This is a genomic window from Enterobacter chinensis (assembly GCF_034008295.1).
GTDB lineage: Bacteria > Pseudomonadota > Gammaproteobacteria > Enterobacterales > Enterobacteriaceae > Enterobacter > Enterobacter chinensis.
Map to the genome: position 1 here is coordinate 920,230 of NZ_JARDVI010000001.1, position 18,322 is coordinate 938,551.

General features: G+C 53.6%; 21 protein-coding genes and 1 other annotated feature (1 of these 22 cut by a window edge). Of the genes, 15 read left to right on the plus strand and 6 right to left on the minus strand.

Annotated features, from left to right (window positions below):
* Positions 1 to 20 (plus strand) — a sequence feature (Trp leader region); it begins 75 nt to the left of the window's first position.
* A 23-nt stretch (positions 21 to 43) separates the two neighbouring features.
* From PYW49_RS04495 to PYW49_RS04520, 6 genes are all read left to right on the plus strand, one after another.
* Positions 44 to 1,606 carry an anthranilate synthase component 1 gene (locus PYW49_RS04495; protein ID WP_320385801.1) on the plus strand — a complete coding sequence of 521 codons (1,563 nt, stop codon included), beginning with the start codon at positions 44 to 46 and terminating at the stop codon, positions 1,604 to 1,606.
* On the plus strand, positions 1,606 to 3,201 hold the full coding sequence (gene trpD / locus PYW49_RS04500; RefSeq protein ID WP_134350546.1) for a bifunctional anthranilate synthase glutamate amidotransferase component TrpG/anthranilate phosphoribosyltransferase TrpD: 1,596 nt from the start codon (positions 1,606 to 1,608) through the stop codon (positions 3,199 to 3,201). Before PYW49_RS04495 ends, trpD begins: the two co-directional genes overlap by 1 nt.
* A gap of 3 nt (positions 3,202 to 3,204) precedes the next feature.
* A complete protein-coding gene (trpCF, locus tag PYW49_RS04505; protein WP_320385802.1) occupies positions 3,205 to 4,563 on the plus strand; it encodes a bifunctional indole-3-glycerol-phosphate synthase TrpC/phosphoribosylanthranilate isomerase TrpF in 1,359 nt (452 codons plus the stop codon).
* A 10-nt stretch (positions 4,564 to 4,573) separates the two neighbouring features.
* On the plus strand, positions 4,574 to 5,767 hold the full coding sequence (gene trpB, locus PYW49_RS04510; RefSeq protein WP_134350548.1) for a tryptophan synthase subunit beta: 1,194 nt from the start codon (positions 4,574 to 4,576) through the stop codon (positions 5,765 to 5,767).
* Positions 5,767 to 6,576, plus strand: coding sequence for a tryptophan synthase subunit alpha (trpA, locus tag PYW49_RS04515; protein ID WP_048990761.1), 810 nt, complete (start codon positions 5,767 to 5,769; stop codon positions 6,574 to 6,576). The genes trpB and trpA overlap by 1 nt, the downstream gene beginning before the upstream one ends.
* A gap of 218 nt (positions 6,577 to 6,794) precedes the next feature.
* Positions 6,795 to 7,670 (plus strand): GNAT family protein, encoded by an 876-nt coding sequence (locus tag PYW49_RS04520; RefSeq protein ID WP_320385803.1) that lies wholly within the window; start codon positions 6,795 to 6,797, stop codon positions 7,668 to 7,670.
* A gap of 47 nt (positions 7,671 to 7,717) precedes the next feature.
* Here PYW49_RS04520 and PYW49_RS04525 read toward each other — a convergent pair whose 3' ends face one another.
* Positions 7,718 to 8,134, minus strand: coding sequence for a hypothetical protein (locus PYW49_RS04525; protein WP_134350551.1), 417 nt, complete (start codon positions 8,132 to 8,134; stop codon positions 7,718 to 7,720).
* Between the two features lie 249 nt (positions 8,135 to 8,383).
* Here PYW49_RS04525 and yedE point away from each other — a divergent pair, with 249 nt between their 5' ends.
* Both yedE and yedF read left to right on the plus strand, forming a co-directional pair.
* Positions 8,384 to 9,595, plus strand: coding sequence for a selenium metabolism membrane protein YedE/FdhT (gene yedE, locus PYW49_RS04530; RefSeq protein ID WP_134350552.1), 1,212 nt, complete (start codon positions 8,384 to 8,386; stop codon positions 9,593 to 9,595).
* Positions 9,592 to 9,825, plus strand: a complete 234-nt coding sequence (gene yedF, locus PYW49_RS04535) for a sulfurtransferase-like selenium metabolism protein YedF (protein ID WP_069598428.1) — start codon at positions 9,592 to 9,594, stop codon at positions 9,823 to 9,825. Before yedE ends, yedF begins: the two co-directional genes overlap by 4 nt.
* A gap of 43 nt (positions 9,826 to 9,868) precedes the next feature.
* Here the strand turns inward: yedF and ompW are convergent, their stop codons facing one another.
* Positions 9,869 to 10,501 (minus strand): outer membrane protein OmpW, encoded by a 633-nt coding sequence (gene ompW, locus PYW49_RS04540; protein ID WP_134350553.1) that lies wholly within the window; start codon positions 10,499 to 10,501, stop codon positions 9,869 to 9,871.
* 282 nt (positions 10,502 to 10,783) lie between these two features.
* On the opposite strand from ompW, the gene PYW49_RS04545 reads away from it, so the two are divergent.
* From PYW49_RS04545 to yciA, 4 genes are all read left to right on the plus strand, one after another.
* Positions 10,784 to 11,188, plus strand: coding sequence for a YkgJ family cysteine cluster protein (locus PYW49_RS04545; protein ID WP_320385804.1), 405 nt, complete (start codon positions 10,784 to 10,786; stop codon positions 11,186 to 11,188).
* A gap of 25 nt (positions 11,189 to 11,213) precedes the next feature.
* Positions 11,214 to 11,957, plus strand: a complete 744-nt coding sequence (locus tag PYW49_RS04550; RefSeq protein WP_033145752.1) for a YciC family protein — start codon at positions 11,214 to 11,216, stop codon at positions 11,955 to 11,957.
* A 55-nt stretch (positions 11,958 to 12,012) separates the two neighbouring features.
* The gene (locus PYW49_RS04555; RefSeq protein ID WP_320385805.1) at positions 12,013 to 12,552 is read left to right on the plus strand and encodes a septation protein A; all 540 of its coding nucleotides are present in this window, start codon (positions 12,013 to 12,015) and stop codon (positions 12,550 to 12,552) included.
* Between the two features lie 104 nt (positions 12,553 to 12,656).
* On the plus strand, positions 12,657 to 13,052 hold the full coding sequence (gene yciA / locus PYW49_RS04560) for an acyl-CoA thioester hydrolase YciA (RefSeq protein WP_008502796.1): 396 nt from the start codon (positions 12,657 to 12,659) through the stop codon (positions 13,050 to 13,052).
* Between the two features lie 37 nt (positions 13,053 to 13,089).
* Here yciA and tonB read toward each other — a convergent pair whose 3' ends face one another.
* Positions 13,090 to 13,812: a TonB system transport protein TonB gene (tonB, locus tag PYW49_RS04565; protein ID WP_320385845.1), complete on the minus strand. Its 723-nt coding sequence runs from the start codon at positions 13,810 to 13,812 to the stop codon at positions 13,090 to 13,092.
* A 220-nt stretch (positions 13,813 to 14,032) separates the two neighbouring features.
* On the opposite strand from tonB, the gene PYW49_RS04570 reads away from it, so the two are divergent.
* A complete protein-coding gene (locus tag PYW49_RS04570) occupies positions 14,033 to 14,329 on the plus strand; it encodes a YciI family protein (RefSeq protein ID WP_047348250.1) in 297 nt (98 codons plus the stop codon).
* A gap of 41 nt (positions 14,330 to 14,370) precedes the next feature.
* On the opposite strand, the gene PYW49_RS04575 is transcribed toward PYW49_RS04570, so the two are convergent.
* The 3 genes from PYW49_RS04575 to PYW49_RS04585 form a co-directional block, all read right to left on the minus strand.
* Positions 14,371 to 15,324, minus strand: coding sequence for a bifunctional helix-turn-helix transcriptional regulator/GNAT family N-acetyltransferase (locus PYW49_RS04575; protein ID WP_320385806.1), 954 nt, complete (start codon positions 15,322 to 15,324; stop codon positions 14,371 to 14,373).
* 94 nt (positions 15,325 to 15,418) lie between these two features.
* Positions 15,419 to 16,054, minus strand: coding sequence for a leucine efflux protein LeuE (gene leuE, locus PYW49_RS04580; protein WP_320385807.1), 636 nt, complete (start codon positions 16,052 to 16,054; stop codon positions 15,419 to 15,421).
* Between the two features lie 108 nt (positions 16,055 to 16,162).
* On the minus strand, positions 16,163 to 16,336 hold the full coding sequence (locus PYW49_RS04585) for a YciY family protein (RefSeq protein WP_021240326.1): 174 nt from the start codon (positions 16,334 to 16,336) through the stop codon (positions 16,163 to 16,165).
* A 144-nt stretch (positions 16,337 to 16,480) separates the two neighbouring features.
* On the opposite strand from PYW49_RS04585, the gene cls reads away from it, so the two are divergent.
* Positions 16,481 to 17,941: a cardiolipin synthase gene (gene cls, locus PYW49_RS04590; protein ID WP_134350557.1), complete on the plus strand. Its 1,461-nt coding sequence runs from the start codon at positions 16,481 to 16,483 to the stop codon at positions 17,939 to 17,941.
* Positions 17,942 to 17,974: 33 nt separating this feature from the next.
* Positions 17,975 to 18,304 carry an HI1450 family dsDNA-mimic protein gene (locus tag PYW49_RS04595; RefSeq protein WP_006810881.1) on the plus strand — a complete coding sequence of 110 codons (330 nt, stop codon included), beginning with the start codon at positions 17,975 to 17,977 and terminating at the stop codon, positions 18,302 to 18,304.
* Positions 18,305 to 18,322: the final 18 nt, after the last annotated feature.

Sequence of the window (18,322 nt, forward strand, 5' to 3'; positions counted from 1 at the left end):
TACCAAGCGGGCTTTTTTTTGAACAAAAAATGAGAACAACATAATGCAAACAGCCAAACCACACCTTGAATTGCTGACCTGCGAGGCGGCCTATCGCCACAACCCCACCGCGCTGTTTCATCAGGTGTGCGGAGCCCGTCCGGCGACCTTACTGCTTGAATCTGCGGATATCGACAGCAAGGACGATCTCAAGAGCCTGCTGCTGGTCGACAGCGCGTTGCGCATTACCGCTTTAGGTGACACCGTCACGATTAAGGCGCTGTCAGACAATGGCGCATCGCTGCTGCCGCTGCTGGATGCCGCCCTGCCTGCAGGCATTGAAAACGAGCGTCATCCGGAGATGCGCATTCTGCGCTTCCCGCCGGTTAGCCAGCTGCTGGACGAAGACGCGCGCCTCTGCTCACTGTCTGTTTTCGATGCTTTCCGCCTGCTGCAAAATCTGGTCTCCGTGCCAGCAGAGGAACGCGAAGCGATGTTCTTTGGCGGGCTGTTTGCTTATGACCTGGTCGCCGGTTTCGAAGATTTACCGGAAACGGACCAAGGTAACCGCTGCCCGGATTACTGTTTCTATCTGGCTGAAACCTTGTTGGTGATTGACCATCAGAAAAAATATACCCGCATCCAGGCAAGCCTGTTCACGCCGTCTGTATCTGAAAAACATCGCCTTGAACACCGTATCGCGCAGCTGCAACAGCAAATGACCGAAGCGCCGCCTGCGCTTCCGGTGCAGCGCGTGGAGAAAATGACCTGCGATGTTAACCAGACCGACGATCAGTACGGCGCCGTCGTTCGCCAGATGCAAAAAGCCATTCGCGCCGGGGAAATTTTCCAGGTTGTCCCTTCCCGTCGCTTCTCTTTGCCCTGCCCGTCTCCGCTGGCAGCCTACGAAGTGCTGAAAAAGAGCAACCCAAGCCCGTACATGTTCTTTATGCAGGACAACGAATTCACCCTGTTTGGCGCGTCGCCGGAAAGCTCGCTGAAATATGACGCTACCAGCCGCCAGATTGAGATCTACCCGATTGCCGGAACCCGTCCACGCGGACGTCGTGCTGATGGCTCACTGGATCGCGATCTCGACAGCCGCATTGAACTGGAAATGCGCACCGACCACAAAGAGCTCTCCGAGCACCTGATGCTGGTAGACCTGGCGCGTAACGATCTGGCCCGCATTTGCACCCCAGGCAGCCGCTACGTGGCGGACCTGACCAAAGTTGACCGTTACTCCTTCGTCATGCACCTGGTCTCCCGCGTGGTCGGTGAGCTCCGCCACGATCTCGATGTACTGCACGCCTATCGCGCCTGCATGAACATGGGCACCCTGAGCGGTGCGCCGAAAGTGCGCGCCATGCAGCTGATTGCCGCAGCCGAAGGACGTCGTCGCGGCAGCTACGGCGGCGCGGTGGGCTACTTCACGGCCCACGGTGACCTCGATACCTGCATCGTGATCCGCTCCGCCTATGTCGAAGACGGTATTGCTACCGTACAGGCGGGTGCCGGGATTGTTCTTGATTCTGTTCCGCAGTCTGAAGCTGACGAAACGCGCAGTAAAGCCCGAGCGGTCCTTCGCGCCATTGCTACCGCACACCATGCACAGGAGATTTTCTGATGGCTGACATTCTGCTGCTCGATAATATCGACTCCTTTACCTATAACCTGGCAGATCAGCTGCGTGCGAATGGTCATAACGTCGTTATCTATCGCAACCATGTACCTGCACAGACTCTGATTGACCGTCTGGCAACCATGCAAAATCCGGTGCTGATGCTTTCCCCGGGGCCTGGCGCACCGAGCGAAGCGGGCTGTATGCCGGAACTGCTGACCCGTATGCGCGGCAAGCTGCCGATTATCGGCATCTGCCTGGGCCATCAGGCCATTGTTGAAGCCTACGGCGGGTACGTCGGCCAGGCGGGTGAGATCCTGCACGGTAAAGCGTCCAGCATCGAACATGACGGTCAGGCAATGTTTGCCGGGCTGCCGAATCCGCTCCCGGTTGCCCGCTACCACTCGCTGGTCGGGAGCAACATTCCAGCCGGGCTGACCATTAACGCCTCGTATGAAGGGATGGTGATGGCGGTGCGTCACGATGCAGACCGCGTCTGTGGCATGCAGTTCCACCCGGAATCGATCCTGACCTCACACGGCGCTCGCCTGCTGGAACAGACCCTGGACTGGGCGTTACAGAAGCTGGAACAAACCAATACCCTGCAACCGATTCTGGAAAAACTGTACCAGGCACAGACCCTGAGCCAGCAGGAGAGCCACCAGCTTTTCTCCGCCGTGGTTCGCGGTGAGCTGAAGCCTGAACAGCTGGCGGCCGCTCTGGTGAGCATGAAAGTGCGCGGCGAAAGCCCACAGGAGATCGCCGGTGCCGCCACGGCCCTGCTGGAAAATGCCGCGCCGTTCCCGCGCCCGGACTATCAGTTCGCGGATATTGTCGGCACCGGGGGTGACGGCAGTAACAGTATCAATATCTCCACCGCCAGCGCCTTCGTGGCGGCAGCGTGTGGTTTGAAAGTCGCGAAGCACGGTAACCGTAGCGTTTCCAGCCGGTCAGGTTCGTCTGATTTGCTCGCTGCATTCGGTATTAACCTCGATATGAACGCCGAACGTTCCCGAGAAGCGCTGGATGACCTGGGCGTCTGCTTCCTGTTTGCGCCGAAGTATCACACCGGTTTCCGCCACGCGATGCCGGTTCGTCAGCAGCTTAAAACCCGCACGCTGTTTAACGTCCTGGGTCCGCTGATTAATCCGGCCCATCCGCCGCTGGCGCTGATCGGTGTCTATAGCCCGGAGCTGGTCCTGCCGATTGCTGAGACACTGCGCGTCCTGGGTTATCAGCGTGCTGCCGTGGTGCACAGTGGCGGAATGGATGAAGTGTCTCTGCATGCCCCGACGCTGGTGGCCGAACTGCGCGACGGTGAAATCCAGAGCTATCAGCTGGACGCTGCCGACTTCGGCCTTGCGCCATATCACCAGGAAGCGCTGGCAGGCGGTACGCCGGAAGAAAACCGTGACATTCTGACGCGCTTATTACAAGGTAAGGGAGAGGTCGCCCATGAGGCCGCCGTTGCTGCCAACGTAGCCATGCTGATGCGTTTGCACGGTGAGGAAGACCTGAAGGCCAACGTTCAAAAAGTTCTGGATGTACTGCGCTCCGGTGCAGCTTACGATCGCGTTACCGCACTTGCGGCAAGAGGGTAAAGAATGCAGACCGTTTTAGCGAAAATCGTTGCCGATAAGGCCATCTGGGTGGAAGCCCGCAAGCAACAGCAGCCGCTTGCCAGTTTCCAGAACGAAGTCGTCCCGAGCAGCCGTCGTTTCTATGACGCCCTGCAGGGCGCGCGCACCGCGTTTATTCTTGAGTGCAAAAAGGCGTCCCCGTCTAAAGGCGTTATTCGTGACGATTTCGACCCGGCGCGTATTGCCGGCATTTATAAGCATCATGCGTCAGCCATCTCGGTGCTGACGGATGAGAAATATTTCCAGGGCAGCTTCGATTTTCTGCCTATCGTCAGCGGTATCGCGACGCAGCCGATCCTGTGCAAAGACTTTATTATTGACCCGTATCAGATCTGGCTGGCGCGTTTCTACCAGGCTGACGCCTGCCTGCTGATGCTCTCGGTACTTGATGACGAACAGTATCGCCAGCTCGCAGCCGTCGCGCACAGCCTGAATATGGGCGTGCTGACCGAAGTAAGCAACGAAGAGGAGCTGGAGCGCGCCATCGCGCTCGGCGCCAAAGTGGTCGGGATCAACAACCGCGATTTGCGCGATCTGTCGATAGACCTCAACCGCACGCGCCAGCTGGCGCCGCGTCTGGGCTCGGGCATAACCGTTATCAGCGAATCCGGGATAAACAGCTACGCCCAGGTGCGCGAGCTTAGCCACTTCGCCAACGGTTTCCTGATTGGTTCCGCCATGATGGAGCATGACGATCTCAATGCGGCAGTACGTCGCGTGCTGCTGGGTGAAAACAAAGTCTGCGGCTTAACCCGCGAACAGGATGCCCAGGCAGCGTATGAAGCGGGTGCCATTTACGGCGGACTGATTTTCGTGGATACCTCACCTCGTGCAGTGAGCGAAGAGCAGGCACGTAAGGTGATAGCCGCAGCTCCCCTCAGCTACGTGGGCGTGTTCCGCAATGCGGATATCGCAGATGTGGTGGCAAAAGCCGAGGCATTATCCCTGAGTGCGGTGCAGCTCCACGGTGATGAAGACCAGAGCTATATCGATACCCTGCGCGCCTCGCTGGCGCCTCAGGTACAGATCTGGAAAGCGCAAAGCGTCGGCGAGACCTTGCCCGCGCGCAACCTGGGCCATGTCGATAAATACGTCCTCGATAACGGCCAGGGCGGCACCGGCCAGCGTTTTGACTGGTCACTGCTGAACGGCGAAAAGCTGGATAACGTCCTGCTGGCGGGCGGATTAAGCCCGGATAACTGCGTAGAAGCCGCCAAAACCGGCTGCGCAGGCCTCGATTTCAATTCAGGCGTAGAGTCCCAACCCGGAATAAAAGATGCCAGCAAACTGGCCTCAGTGTTTAAAACTCTGCGTGCATATTAAGGAAGAGAAGATGACAACATTACTTAACCCGTATTTTGGTGAGTTTGGTGGGATGTACGTCCCGCAAATCCTGATGCCCGCGCTGCGCCAGCTGGAAGAAGCCTTTGTCAGCGCGCAGAAAGATCCGGCGTTTCAGGCTGAATTTACCGACCTGCTGAAAAATTACGCGGGCCGTCCGACTGCGCTGACCAAATGCCGTAACCTGACGGAAGGCACGAAAACCACGCTTTATCTGAAGCGTGAAGACCTGCTGCACGGCGGCGCGCATAAAACCAACCAGGTGCTGGGCCAGGCGCTGCTCGCGAAGCGTATGGGCAAAACCGAAATCATCGCCGAAACCGGCGCAGGCCAGCACGGTGTCGCCTCTGCGCTCGCCAGCGCCCTGCTCGGCCTGAAGTGTCGCATCTATATGGGGGCGAAAGACGTTGAGCGTCAGTCTCCGAACGTGTTCCGTATGCGTCTGATGGGCGCAGAAGTGATCCCGGTGCACAGCGGCTCCGCCACGCTGAAGGATGCCTGTAACGAAGCACTGCGCGACTGGTCTGGCAGTTACGAAACTGCGCACTATATGCTGGGTACCGCAGCGGGTCCGCATCCATTCCCAACTATCGTGCGCGAGTTCCAGCGCATGATCGGTGAAGAGACCAAAGCGCAGATCCTCGAAAAAGAGGGTCGCCTGCCGGATGCCGTTATCGCCTGCGTTGGCGGCGGCTCTAATGCCATCGGCATGTTCGCAGACTTTATCGACGACACCAGCGTCGGTCTGATTGGCGTCGAGCCTGCCGGTCACGGCATTGAATCGGGTGAGCACGGCGCGCCGCTGAAGCATGGCCGCGTGGGGATCTACTTCGGAATGAAATCCCCGATGATGCAAACCGATGAAGGCCAGATTGAAGAGTCTTACTCTATCTCTGCTGGTCTCGATTTCCCGTCCGTCGGGCCACAGCACGCGTATCTGAACAGTACCGGTCGCGCGGAGTACGTTTCCATTACCGATGACGAAGCCCTGGAAGCGTTTAAAACGCTGTGCCGCAGCGAAGGGATCATTCCGGCACTGGAGTCTTCGCACGCGCTGGCGCACGCGCTGAAAATGATTAAAGAAAACCCGGAAAAAGAACAGCTGCTGGTGGTGAACCTTTCCGGTCGCGGTGACAAAGATATCTTCACCGTTCACGATATTCTGAAAGCACGAGGGGAAATCTGATGGAACGCTACGATAACGTATTTGCAGAGCTTAAATCCCGCCAGGAAGGCGCGTTCGTTCCCTTCGTCACCCTGGGCGATCCGGGCCCTGAACAGTCGCTGAAGATTATCGACACCCTGATTGAAGCCGGTGCCGACGCGCTGGAGCTGGGTATTCCATTCTCTGACCCGCTGGCGGATGGCCCGACCATCCAGAACGCGACGCTGCGCGCATTTGCCTCCGGCGTGACGCCAACCCAGTGCTTCGAGATGCTGGCGGCGATTCGCCAGAAGCACCCGACCATTCCGATTGGCCTGCTGATGTACGCCAACCTGGTGTTCAACCGCGGTATCGATGAGTTTTACGCCGAGTGCGCTCGCGTCGGCGTCGACTCCGTTCTGGTGGCAGACGTGCCGGTTGAGGAGTCTGCGCCATTCCGTCAGGCGGCAATGCGCCATAACGTCGCCCCGATTTTCATCTGCCCACCGAACGCTGATGACGAACTGCTGCGCCAGATTGCCTCTTACGGACGCGGGTATACCTACCTGCTCTCCCGCGCAGGCGTGACCGGTGCCGAGAATAAAGCCGCACTGCCGCTGCATCATCTGGTGGAGAAGCTGGCCGAGTACCATGCCGCGCCTCCGCTGCAGGGGTTCGGGATTTCATCCCCGGATCAGGTCACCGCAGCGATTGAGGCGAAAGCGGCAGGGGCAATCTCCGGCTCTGCTATCGTCAAAATCATTGAAAAGAACGTAGATAAGCCAGAGCAGATGCTGGCTGAGTTAAAAGCATTCGTGACTGCAATGAAAGCAGCGACGCGTAAAGCCTAATCCTTTGACCGTCTGGCTTTTCAGCCAGGCGGTCCTCTTCTTTTATTACACTCTCTCTTCATTTTCAGCATTAATATCAATTGCAATAAATAGCACACTTATACTTGGCCCCACCCTTCACTAAACAAGTAGTCAACAATATCTCTTTGTCGATTTACATACTGTAAGGAATGTATAAAGTATGCGTATATTTATTATTGCAAAAATATTTGAACGCTATGTTGAGAAGTTTCATTTGTGGATGGGAAGAGTGTGACCTGAGTATTTACCGCCAGGCTTATTCCGTTTATGGCGGAAGCGTATGTACACACCCGGATGTGCTAACTTATCTGGCAAATAAACGAAAAAAAGACATTCGTTTTTTCTGTAGAAAAAAAGATGGCGTGATTGTTTCATCAACTTACTCCATCAGTGGATCTCTGAATCTCTATTCAAAACCACACCCGTTTGTTTTTGAGGATATAATATTACCCAGCGCCCCTCATTCAAAATCTTTCCTTCCAGTCAGGACTAAAAAACTTTCGCCATTACAGAAACACGCGTTCATCAACTCGTTCAGCAGTAAAATACTGAATGATGAGATATGTCATATGAAACCTGTATTTTCTACAAAAACGGTTAAGAAAAGAAATGGCGAAAGAAATCGTTTCCTCAAGCTTGGCGGGGAGATACTGGATGTGAATAATCTTTCTGTCGAGGAGATTTGCGACAGTTACATAAGCTTATTTAATGCTCGCTGGCGCGGCAAGGTATCGCCCTATCCAAGAGATAACCTGCTGGATGCTATTGAAAGTCTGAGGCATATGGTTTTTGGCTCCGCGCTCGCATTCAATAAGAAAATCATAGCAATTGATTTAATATTCAAAACTGAATGCCCCGAATGGATCTATTTCGATGACATCAATGGTGGATATGACCCCCTATATAATGACATTGGTGCGGGGAGTATCTTGCTTTGGGAAAATTATAATCGCGCCCGAGAACTGTGTGAGCGAAATGAAAAACAAATGATATTCTCATTGGGAAAATACTTCACCGGAATGGAGTATAAAAAACAGTGGTGTAACATCATTCCTTTGAGATGTGTATTTTAATTGTACTTTATGCCGTGCGTACGGCCACCTGGATCTTTGCAAATTCCTTAGTCCATTATCTGCTGAGCACTTTTCATGGTGACATTTTTGTTTGCAATTTCTCTGGCGGCCTCTTTAAGGGCTATATTCATCGCCACCGTTGTTACTGGCTTTGCAACTCCTTTTACGCGATTTGATTTACTCTGAAAAACATAGATATCCAGGGGGTTTGCTAGCTTTCTTTTATTAAATAATTGCCGCAGTATCTTGCACAGTCTCACTGTCCGCGACTCAAATTTTGGTGTTGCCGCGAGATGCAACAAATCATCTTTGATATCACTGTATTTTATGCTTACAACCCGGCAACTTTCAGCGCGTAAAAAAAATAATGTTAACCATAAATCACCCCACGTCTTTGAAATCCGGTACAACTTCTGATGAATGACCATGAATTCATCAGTGGTTATAGAATCAGTTTTCGCCATTGAAAACGCCTGCATCGAGTTCAAGCATGCTTTAACATAACATTAACCATTTAAATATTTATTCAACGCCTGTGCTGTCGCCTCCTGAAGCCAGGCGTGGATGAAAAAGGCGTCCGGTTTAGTGATAAAAGTCATTAAAAAGGGAGGTATTTTAGAGAAAGACATCAGAGAGGTTTTAGGGTAACGAAAAAAGTTATATATTCCAGTCCGTTAATTCCACATATTCCTTCTGAGTTCAGAGGCTTATTCATGTCATGGCAATACTTCAAACAGACTTACCTGGTTAAGTTCTGGTCCCCTGTCCCGGCCGTTATCGCGGCAGGCATTCTCTCTACCTACTACTTCGGCATTACCGGCACCTTCTGGGCGGTCACCGGCGAGTTCACCCGCTGGGGTGGTCAATTGCTGCAACTCGCTGGCGTGCATACCGAAGAGTGGGGCTACTTTAAACTCATTCATCTGGACGGCACGCCGCTCACACGCATCGACGGGATGATGATCATCGGTATGTTCGGCGGCTGCTTTGCTGCCGCGTTGTGGGCAAATAACGTTAAGCTCCGGCTGCCCAAAAGTCGAATACGCATTTTGCAGGCGATTGTCGGCGGCATCATTGCCGGATTCGGCGCGCGCCTGGCGATGGGGTGTAACCTTGCCGCCTTCTTTACCGGGATCCCTCAGTTTTCGCTGCATGCCTGGTTCTTTGCTGTCGCCACGGCCATCGGCTCTTACTTTGGCGCAAAATTTACCCTTCTGCCGCTGTTTCGTATTCCCGTCAAAATGGTCAAAGTGAGCGCAGCGTCGCCGCTAACGCAAAAGCCCTCACAGGCGCGACGCCGTTTCCGCCTCGGTATGGTGGTCTTTTTCGCTATGGTGGCATGGGCGCTATGTACGGCCCTGAACCAGCCCAAACTCGGCCTGGCGATGCTGTTCGGTGTGGGGTTTGGCCTGCTCATTGAACGCGCGCAGATCTGCTTCACCTCAGCGTTTCGCGATATGTGGATCACCGGCCGGACGATGATGGCGAAGGCGATTATCGCCGGGATGGCGGTCAGCGCCATCGGTATCTTCAGCTATGTTCAGTTAGGCGTCGAACCGAAAATCATGTGGGCCGGTCCTAACGCGGTAATTGGCGGTCTGCTGTTTGGCTTCGGGATTGTGCTGGCCGGCGGGTGTGAAACCGGCTGGATGTACCGTGCCGTTGAAGGCCAGGTGCACTACTGGTGGGTGGGCCTGGGGAATGTTATTGGCTCGACCATCCTGGCGTACTTCTGGGACGATTTGTCCCCGGCGCTTGCGACGAACTGGGATAAGGTCAACCTGCTGAGCACCTTCGGTCCTCTCGGCGGCCTGCTGGTTACCTATGGCTTGCTGCTGGTCGCTTTTTTACTGGTTGTCGCACAGGAGAAACGTTTCTTCCGCCGGGCGAGTGTTAAAACAGAAACGCAGGAGAATGCAGCATGAAAGAGATCGTGCCCAATTACCGTCTGGATATGGTCGGTGAACCCTGCCCTTATCCGGCTGTCGCTACGCTTGAAGCGCTACCGCAGCTTAAAAAAGGTGAAATTCTGGAAGTGGTGAGCGACTGTCCGCAGTCCATTAATAATATTCCGCTGGATGCGAAAAACCACGGTTACACCGTACTGGACATCCAGCAGGATGGTCCGACCATTCGCTATTTGATTCAGAAGTAGTAAATGATATGCGCCCCGCACGGGGCGCATTGAACAGCAAGAATTAGAAACGATAACCCGCAGAGAACATAAATACCCACGGATCGAGGCGAGTGCTGATGCTTTGCTGCTGACCGCCCGCTTTGAAGCGTACATCGGTATCAATATCCATATACCAGACGGAGGCGTTGATTAACCAGTCGCGGTTTATCAGATAATCCAGACCTACCTGCCCTGCCATCCCCCACGAGTCTTTCAGGCTGAGGTCAGTCAGACCAGCTTCTTTACCGGTATCGTTAAATTTCTCATCAAAGAAGGTGGTGTAGTTCACACCCGCGCCAATATAAGGACGCACCTTGCTGCTTGAATCACCAAAGTACCACTGCGCCATCAGCGTTGGCGGCAGATGATGTACCGTGGCGATATCACCGGTTGGTCCTAAACCGACGCGATGACGGAACGGTGTTGCAGCCAGAAGCTCAACACCAACGTTATCCGTCGCCATATAGGTGAACGTTAAACCTAACTGGGTGTTATTACTGACGTTAAAACCGCCCATTCCCAGCACGTTATCAGATCCTTCAGTTGGGCGAACCGTCGCCGAACCGGCACGAATAAAGAATTCGCCTGCTTCATGCGCATACGCGCCGCCAGAGAGACTGCTTAATACAAGGGCTGCCACCGCTAATTTTTTCATATCCGCTCCATCGTTGTGGTTTTAATCGCGGGTGAGAATATACTCACAAAAGGGTAATAAGTGATCTGCCACAGATCACATTAAAACCAGTAACTTAACATTCATTGATCTGGGTTAATTTTTTGTGGCACTTTGAAAAGCAATAAGTTGTTTCCATGTCAATTTTTGGCATTTCGCAGTTACAAAATTTTCTCTTTTCCCCCTCTTGCTCTTCCTCTGGCGGCTGGATAATTTAGCGCTCTCACAAGTTGATTTGATGCGTTCTTCTTTTGCAGGTGTGCCATGAGTGATATTAACCCGTGCATGACGTGCGGAGCCTGTTGTGCGTATTTTCGAGTCTCTTTCTACTGGGCCGAAGCCAGCGATGGCGGCGGTACCGTTCCGGTTCATCTCACCGAGCCGTTAACACCTTTTCTGCGCTGCATGAGCGGCACGAACCAAAAACAGGTCCGCTGTGCGGCGCTACAGGGTGAGCCCGGGGTCTCTACCCGGTGTTCTATCTATGAGGATCGTCCCAGCCCGTGCCGGGAATTTGCCATGTCGGGAGAAGATGGGCAGGTCAATGAATCCTGTAATCGCGCCCGGGCGCGCGTTGGATTACCGCCGCTTTACAAAGATATGCTTTTCCATACAAGCCTTGATGCTGCCACAGCAGGCGCATCCGGTGTACAATTGCCGGCTAATTAACACCTGCAATACTCAAGGAGAGTGCATGTCTATCACGGCGAAGTCTGTCTACCGTGACACGGGAAACTTTTTCCGCAATCAGTTCATAACCTTTTTACTGATCGCGTTGCTTTGCGCCTTTATCACGGTGGTGCTGGGCCATGCCTTCTCACCGAGTGAAGAACAGATTGCCAGCCTGAGCCAGGGGGACCATCTTGCGGGAAGCGTGGGGCTGTTTGAGCTGGTGCAAAACATGACGCCTGAGCAGCAGCAAATTCTGCTGCGGGCCTCTGCCGCATCCACGTTCTCAGGCCTTATCGGTAATGCGGTTCTGGCGGGCGGCGTTTTGCTGATGATTCAGCTGGTTTCGGCGGGTCACCGGGTCAGCGCCTTACGGGCGATTGGTGCCAGCGCGCCGGTCTTACCTAAGCTGTTTATCCTGATCTTTTTAACCACCCTGCTGGTTCAGATGGGGATTATGCTGGTTGTGGTGCCGGGTGTGTTACTGGCTATCGTGCTCTCATTTGCCCCTGTCATGGTTGTGCAGGACAAAATGGGTATTTTTACCGCGATGCGCAGCAGCATCAGACTGGCATGGGCTAATATGCGTCTGGTGGCTCCCGCCGTGATCGGCTGGCTGCTTGCCAAAACACTCCTGCTACTGTTTGCACCGAATTTTGCGGTATTGACGCCAAACGTTGGCGCAGTGGTCGCGAATACGCTGAGCAATCTGATTTCAGCGGTACTGCTGGTCTACCTGTTCCGCCTGTATATGTTAATTCGTCAGTAACCCTGAGGCGGGAACATCGCTGTCTCCCGCCCCGCTCAGAAGATGGAATCACAGAATGAAGCAGTTTCTTGATTTTTTACCGCTCGCGGTCTTTTTCGCTGTCTATAAGTTGTACGACATTTTTGCTGCAACAAAAGCGTTAATCGTCGTGACTGCCGTTGTACTGATCTATAGCTGGATTCGCTATCGCAAAGTCGAAAAAATGGCGCTTATCACGTTCGTTTTAGTGGCTGTGTTCGGTGGATTGACCATTGCCTTTCATAATGTTGAATTTATTAAGTGGAAGGTCACTGTTATATATGCGTTGTTTGCAGCAGCGTTATTGTTCAGTCAATGGTTCATGAAAAAGCCCCTTATCCAGAGCATGCTAGGTAAAGAACTTACGCTGCCGCAGATGGTCTGGTCGCGTCTGAATACCGCCTGGGCAGTCTTCTTTATTCTTTGCGGTCTCGCTAATATCTATATCGCCTTCTGGCTGCCGCAGGATATCTGGGTCAACTTCAAGGTCTTCGGCCTGACCGCGCTGACGCTTATCTTCACGCTGTTAAGCGGCGTATACATCTATCGCCACATGCCGCAGGACGACAAGCACTGATTAATGACTGACCAGGACGTTAACAACAGGCGTTCTGGTCTATTCTCTCCGCCCCGAAATCATAGTAGCATCCCGCCTGAAGTCTTCCGTTATGAGTTAAAACAATGACAACAACTAACGCCCCTCAGGGCGAACTGGTTTTACGCACACTGGCAATGCCCGCTGACACCAATGCCAATGGCGATATTTTTGGCGGCTGGCTGATGTCGCAGATGGATATGGGCGGCGCAATTCTGGCAAAAGAGATCGCCCACGGGCGTGTGGTGACAGTGAGAGTGGACGGCATGACCTTCCTGCGCCCGGTTGCGGTGGGTGATGTGGTTTGCTGTTACGCGCGCTGCGTCAAACGCGGCAATACCTCTATTTCAATCAACATTGAAGTATGGGTGAAGAAAGTCTCTTCTGAGCCGATTGGACAACGCTATAAAGCTACAGAAGCGCTGTTTATTTATGTCGCAGTAGACAGCGAGGGTAAACCTCGTCAACTTCCACAGGCCTGACAGACAGGCAAAAAAAGCCTCCCTAAGGAGGCTTTTTTCATTCCATCTGCGCCCCGCCGTTCAGGCGGAAAACAATGTTCACTATCAACCCATTCCCTGGCTTGCCCGGCTCATAACGCCATCTGCGCATCGCCGATTTCACTTCTCGCTCGAACATATTAGACGGTTGAGCAGACAAGATTTCCACGTTATCAACGCGACCATCCGCCGTGACGTCAAATTTCACCCGCACGCGGCCTTCAATACGTAAGGCCTGAGCGCGAGGCGGATACTGTGGCTGGTTGCGGCTCACGGCACGCGGACCCGCTGGCGCGGTTACCGTCGGCTTCGCGGCCGTTGCCGTATTGTTCATCACCGGACGTGAAGGCGCTGCATTTTCAACCGGCTGGGTCGCGCGCGGTTCAACCGGACGTTCTTCGCGTTTAGGACGCTCCTCGACCTTTTTCACCGGCTTTGGCTTCGGCTTCGGTTTTGGCTTCGGTTCAGGTTTATGGATAACCACCGGGGCTTCCTTCGGAGGCTCCGGAACGGGCTCGGGTTCTGGCTCCGGTTCAGCAACGGGTTGTGGCGGTGGCGGTGCAACCTGCGGCGGTTCGAGATCCGCTGGCGATACCATCGTCACCGAAATCGGCTGCGCGGGCGCGGGCATTTCAATAACCTGATGAACCGAGGTGTACAGCAAACCCGCCACAACGGCACCGTGAATCACGACAGAAAGCAGCGTCGGCCAGGGAAAGCGGCGAGGTAAATCAAGGGTCATCGAAGTCATATTCATCAACGTTAAAAAATCGAACACTGATTTTAAATGCAAATAGCAATCATATTCAATAAGACACTTTGCTCTGGCGCAACTTTAGCGCATGAGAGGCTAAAAAAGGCGCATTCAGATCAGGGCATTAACATTGTTTTTATTTTACATTGCAGTCGTTTGCCCTTTCACATAACGTAACTGACACTTTTACCGGTTAAGGAGCTTCGCCGTGTTTTACGTGATTTACTCTGAAGATGTTGCTGATTCACTCGCAAAACGCCAGTCTGTACGCCCTGCTCACCTCGCGCGTTTACAGTTGCTCCAGGATGAAGGTCGGTTACTGACCGCTGGCCCAATGCCTGCAGTAGACAGCAATGACCCGGGTGCCGCCGGTTTTTCGGGCTCCACGGTCATTGCCGAGTTTGAATCCCAGGAAGCCGCTCAGGCCTGGGCTGACGCTGACCCGTACGTTGCTGCGGGCGTGTATGCGAAAGTCACGGTTCGACCGTATAAGAAAGTGTTCTGATACCCAAGTGGCTCCGAAAGGAGCCTTTTTTATGGTGGCGGTTACGCGCCTCTGCGCCGGGTAAACTGCTGCTCCGTCATGAGGCTTCCCCACTGGTCACCTTCCCACTCTTTAACCAGCGTAAAACCAAACGATTCGTACAGCCGCCGGGCGGTGGTCAGCTTGTTAAATGTCCAGAGATGCACGGCTGAAAACCCGGTGCTGTCGCAAAACAGCATGGCTTCGGCGAGTAATTTTTTTCCAGCGCCATGACCCCGACAGCCGTCGTCGATAATAAACCAGCGCAGGTGGGCTTCGCCCTGTTCTAAGTCCTCTCCATCGATTGCCACCGACCCCACGATCCTGTCGTTCATCACCGCCAGCCAGATCTGGTTACATGGCTTGTCCAGCCTGCCACTGAACTCAGCCAAACCTGAGGCCACTTTGGCCTCAAAGAAGCGACCAAAATTATGCTCGCGTGCGTAATAGCACCCGTGCATTTCTGCAATGCGGCCAATCATGCCAGGTAGATAGCCCTGAACAATCTTAAGCTCGTCGGGGCGGGTATCGACAGTCGTCTCACGACACGCCAGTAGCGCGTTGGCGTAAAGGGATAATCCCTGAGAGATGGTCTGCTGCTGAGCGGGTTTCAGGAGCTTTATCGCTGAGACAACTCGCTCGTTGCTGTAGGTATTAATTTTTTGGACTGTCTCATGGCCTTTCGCAGTCAACCTGAGACATTTTGTTCTGGCATCGTCAGTGGACACCACCTCTTCAAGTTCACCCGCGGCAATCAGGCGAGCCAGCATCCTGCTGACGCTGGATTTTTCCAGCCCCAGCAGCTTCACCAGTTGACCCGCCGTCATTTCCTTGCGCAATGCTATTTCGACAAGGGTGTGCACGGCCGAGGGAGAGTAAGGGGTTGAGGCCAGAGTGGAAGCCATAAAACCTAACTCTCGCACCATCAGACGCGAGGAACTACGGATAACGCTGACTACGGGAGCTTCGCTGTGCATATTATGCCCTCACTATTTAGTTGTACTATACAACCAAATAGTAAAAGGCTGTCAAACAGAATTAAAAAGGCTCCCGCAGGAGCCTTTCATTCAATCAGTGTAGCGACGCCAACCTCGCCGCAAACCCGACAAACAGTAACCCTATCAGCCCGTTTCCCAGCTTTGCCAGTTTCTTTTTAGTTTTCAGATAACGCGTCACAAACGCGCCAGAGAAGATCAGGAAACTCATGTACATAAAGCTTATCAGTTCAAGCGTGGTGGCGAGGATCAGGAAAGAGGTGCCTGTGTTCTCAGCATTCACGTCAATGAACTGAACAAAGAAAGATACGTAGAACAGAATCGCTTTTGGATTCGTCAGGCTTAACACCAGCGAGCGTTTCATGATCGTGCTGGCAGGCTCGGTTCCACTCTCGTGAGCATGATTCTGCCGGGTGATTACCGACCAGAGCATTTTACCGCCCAGCCACAGCAGATAGAAGGCCCCGAGATAGCGCACGATATTAAACAGCACCGGGGTGGTCTGGATTAATGCAGCAACGCCTGCCCAGGCCAGAAACATCAGTACCGCATCGCCGATAAATACCCCTGTCGCGGCGAGATAGCCTTTTTTAACACCGTGACCGATCCCGGTTTTCAACACAAACAGGGTATTTGGCCCTGGCACCAGCACGATAAAAAATGCGCCGACAACGTACGTCCAGAAATTCAGTACACCAAACTCCGCAAACACTTCTCCCTCCTTTTGCTAAACACAACAGGAATATCGCTGCAAATACGCTATTCCTAAAAATCAGACGCTATAAAAACAGTGGGCACCATTACGGTGCCCTCATGGTTCTCAGATATCCTGGACTGCGAACAGCAACGCGTTACGATGTCTGGTCATTCCACATTTTCTGATGGCGTGAATACGCATATTGCGGCGGGATTGTGCTTCCAGCCAACGAGCCTTGCGACGACTCACCTGTCGCAACATGCGCCAGCGCCCTACTTCTGTTCTACTGCGCTTCATGTCTACAACTCTTTCTCTAACAGAGCCGCCATTATAAACCCAACCCGGCTGCAAACCAGCGCTTTTACCTGGCGTTTTTATTTGCCAGATGAATCCTGATGCGTACACTCTTAACAATACGCTTTCAAAAGGATTTTTTTACCTATGACAACCTTCTACACCGTGGTGAGTTGGCTGGTCATTTTGGGATACTGGCTGTTAATCGCGGGTGTGACATTACGCATCCTGATGAAGCGCAGAGCCGTACCCTCTGCCATGGCCTGGCTTCTGATAATCTACATCCTGCCGCTGGTAGGAATTATTGCCTATCTCTCCTTCGGTGAACTTCATCTGGGTAAACGCCGTGCCGAGCGGGCCCGCGCCATGTGGCCCTCGACCGCAAAGTGGCTCCATGACCTTAAAGCCTGCAAACATATCTTTGCCGAGGAGAACAGCAGCGTCGCCTCCTCACTGTTTAAGCTGTGCGAGCGCCGTCAGGGAATTGGCGGCGTTAAAGGCAATCAACTCCAGCTGCTGACCTCATCCGACGACGTCATGCAGGCGTTAATCCGCGATATCCAGCTGGCCCGCCATAATATCGAGATGGTCTTCTACATCTGGCAACCCGGCGGGATGGCCGACCAGGTTGCTGAATCGCTGATGGCAGCCGCGCGGCGCGGCATTCATTGCCGCCTGCTGCTTGACTCCGCGGGCAGCGTGGCATTTTTCCGTAGCCCCTGGGCGGGCATGATGCGCAATGCCGGTATCGAAGTGGTTGAGGCGCTGAAGGTAAATCTCCTGCGTGTATTTCTGCGTCGGATGGATCTCCGTCAGCATCGTAAGATGATCATGATCGATAACTATATTGCCTACACCGGCAGCATGAATATGGTTGACCCGCGCTTCTTCAAACAGGACTCGGGGGTTGGCCAGTGGATTGATTTGATGGCGCGCATGGAGGGGCCGATTGCCACCTCGATGGGGATCGTCTACTCCTGCGACTGGGAGATAGAGACCGGCAAGCGTATCCTGCCGCCGCCACCGGACGGCAATATTATGCCGTTTGAAGAGGCCAGCGGTCATACCATTCATACCATTGCCTCGGGGCCGGGCTTCCCGGAGGATTTGATCCATCAGGCGCTGCTGACGGCAACGTACTCGGCGCGTGAATATCTGATCATGACGACGCCCTACTTTGTCCCCAGCGATGACCTTCTGCACGCGATCTGTACCGCCGCGCAGCGTGGCGTCGATGTGAGCATCATTTTACCACGCAAAAATGACTCCCTTCTGGTGGGCTGGGCCAGCCGCGCATTCTTTAGCGAACTGTTGGCCGCCGGGGTGAAAATTTACCAGTTTGAAGGCGGCTTGCTCCACACCAAGAGCGTTCTCGTCGACGGTGAACTGAGTCTTGTGGGGACGGTCAACCTGGATATGCGTAGCCTGTGGCTAAACTTTGAAATCACGCTGGTGATTGATGATGCCGGCTTTGGCGGCGATCTGGCGGCGGTGCAGGATGATTATATCTCGCGCTCTCGGCTGCTGGATGCCCGGCTGTGGGTAAAACGTCCGCTGTGGCAGAGAATTACCGAACGACTGTTTTACTTCTTTAGTCCGTTGCTGTAAAACGTGCCCAACGATGTTAAACAGGTAGTCATCATGGAAATGGATCTGAACAATCGCCTGACCGAAGACGAAACGCTCGAGCAGGCCTATGACATTTTTCTCGAACTGGCGGTTGATAATCTCGATCCCGCAGACGTGATCCTCTTTAATTTGCAATTCGAAGAGCGCGGCGGTGCTGAACTGTTCGACCCTTCAGAAGACTGGGCTGAACACGTGGATTTTGACCTTAATCCTGACTTCTTTGCCGAAGTGGTGATTGGGCTGGCCGATGAAGATGGCGGCGAAATTAACGACATCTTCGCCCGCGTCCTGTTGTGTCGCGAGAAAGACCACAAGCTGTGCCATATACTCTGGCGCGAATAATAAAAAAGGCTGCGATTG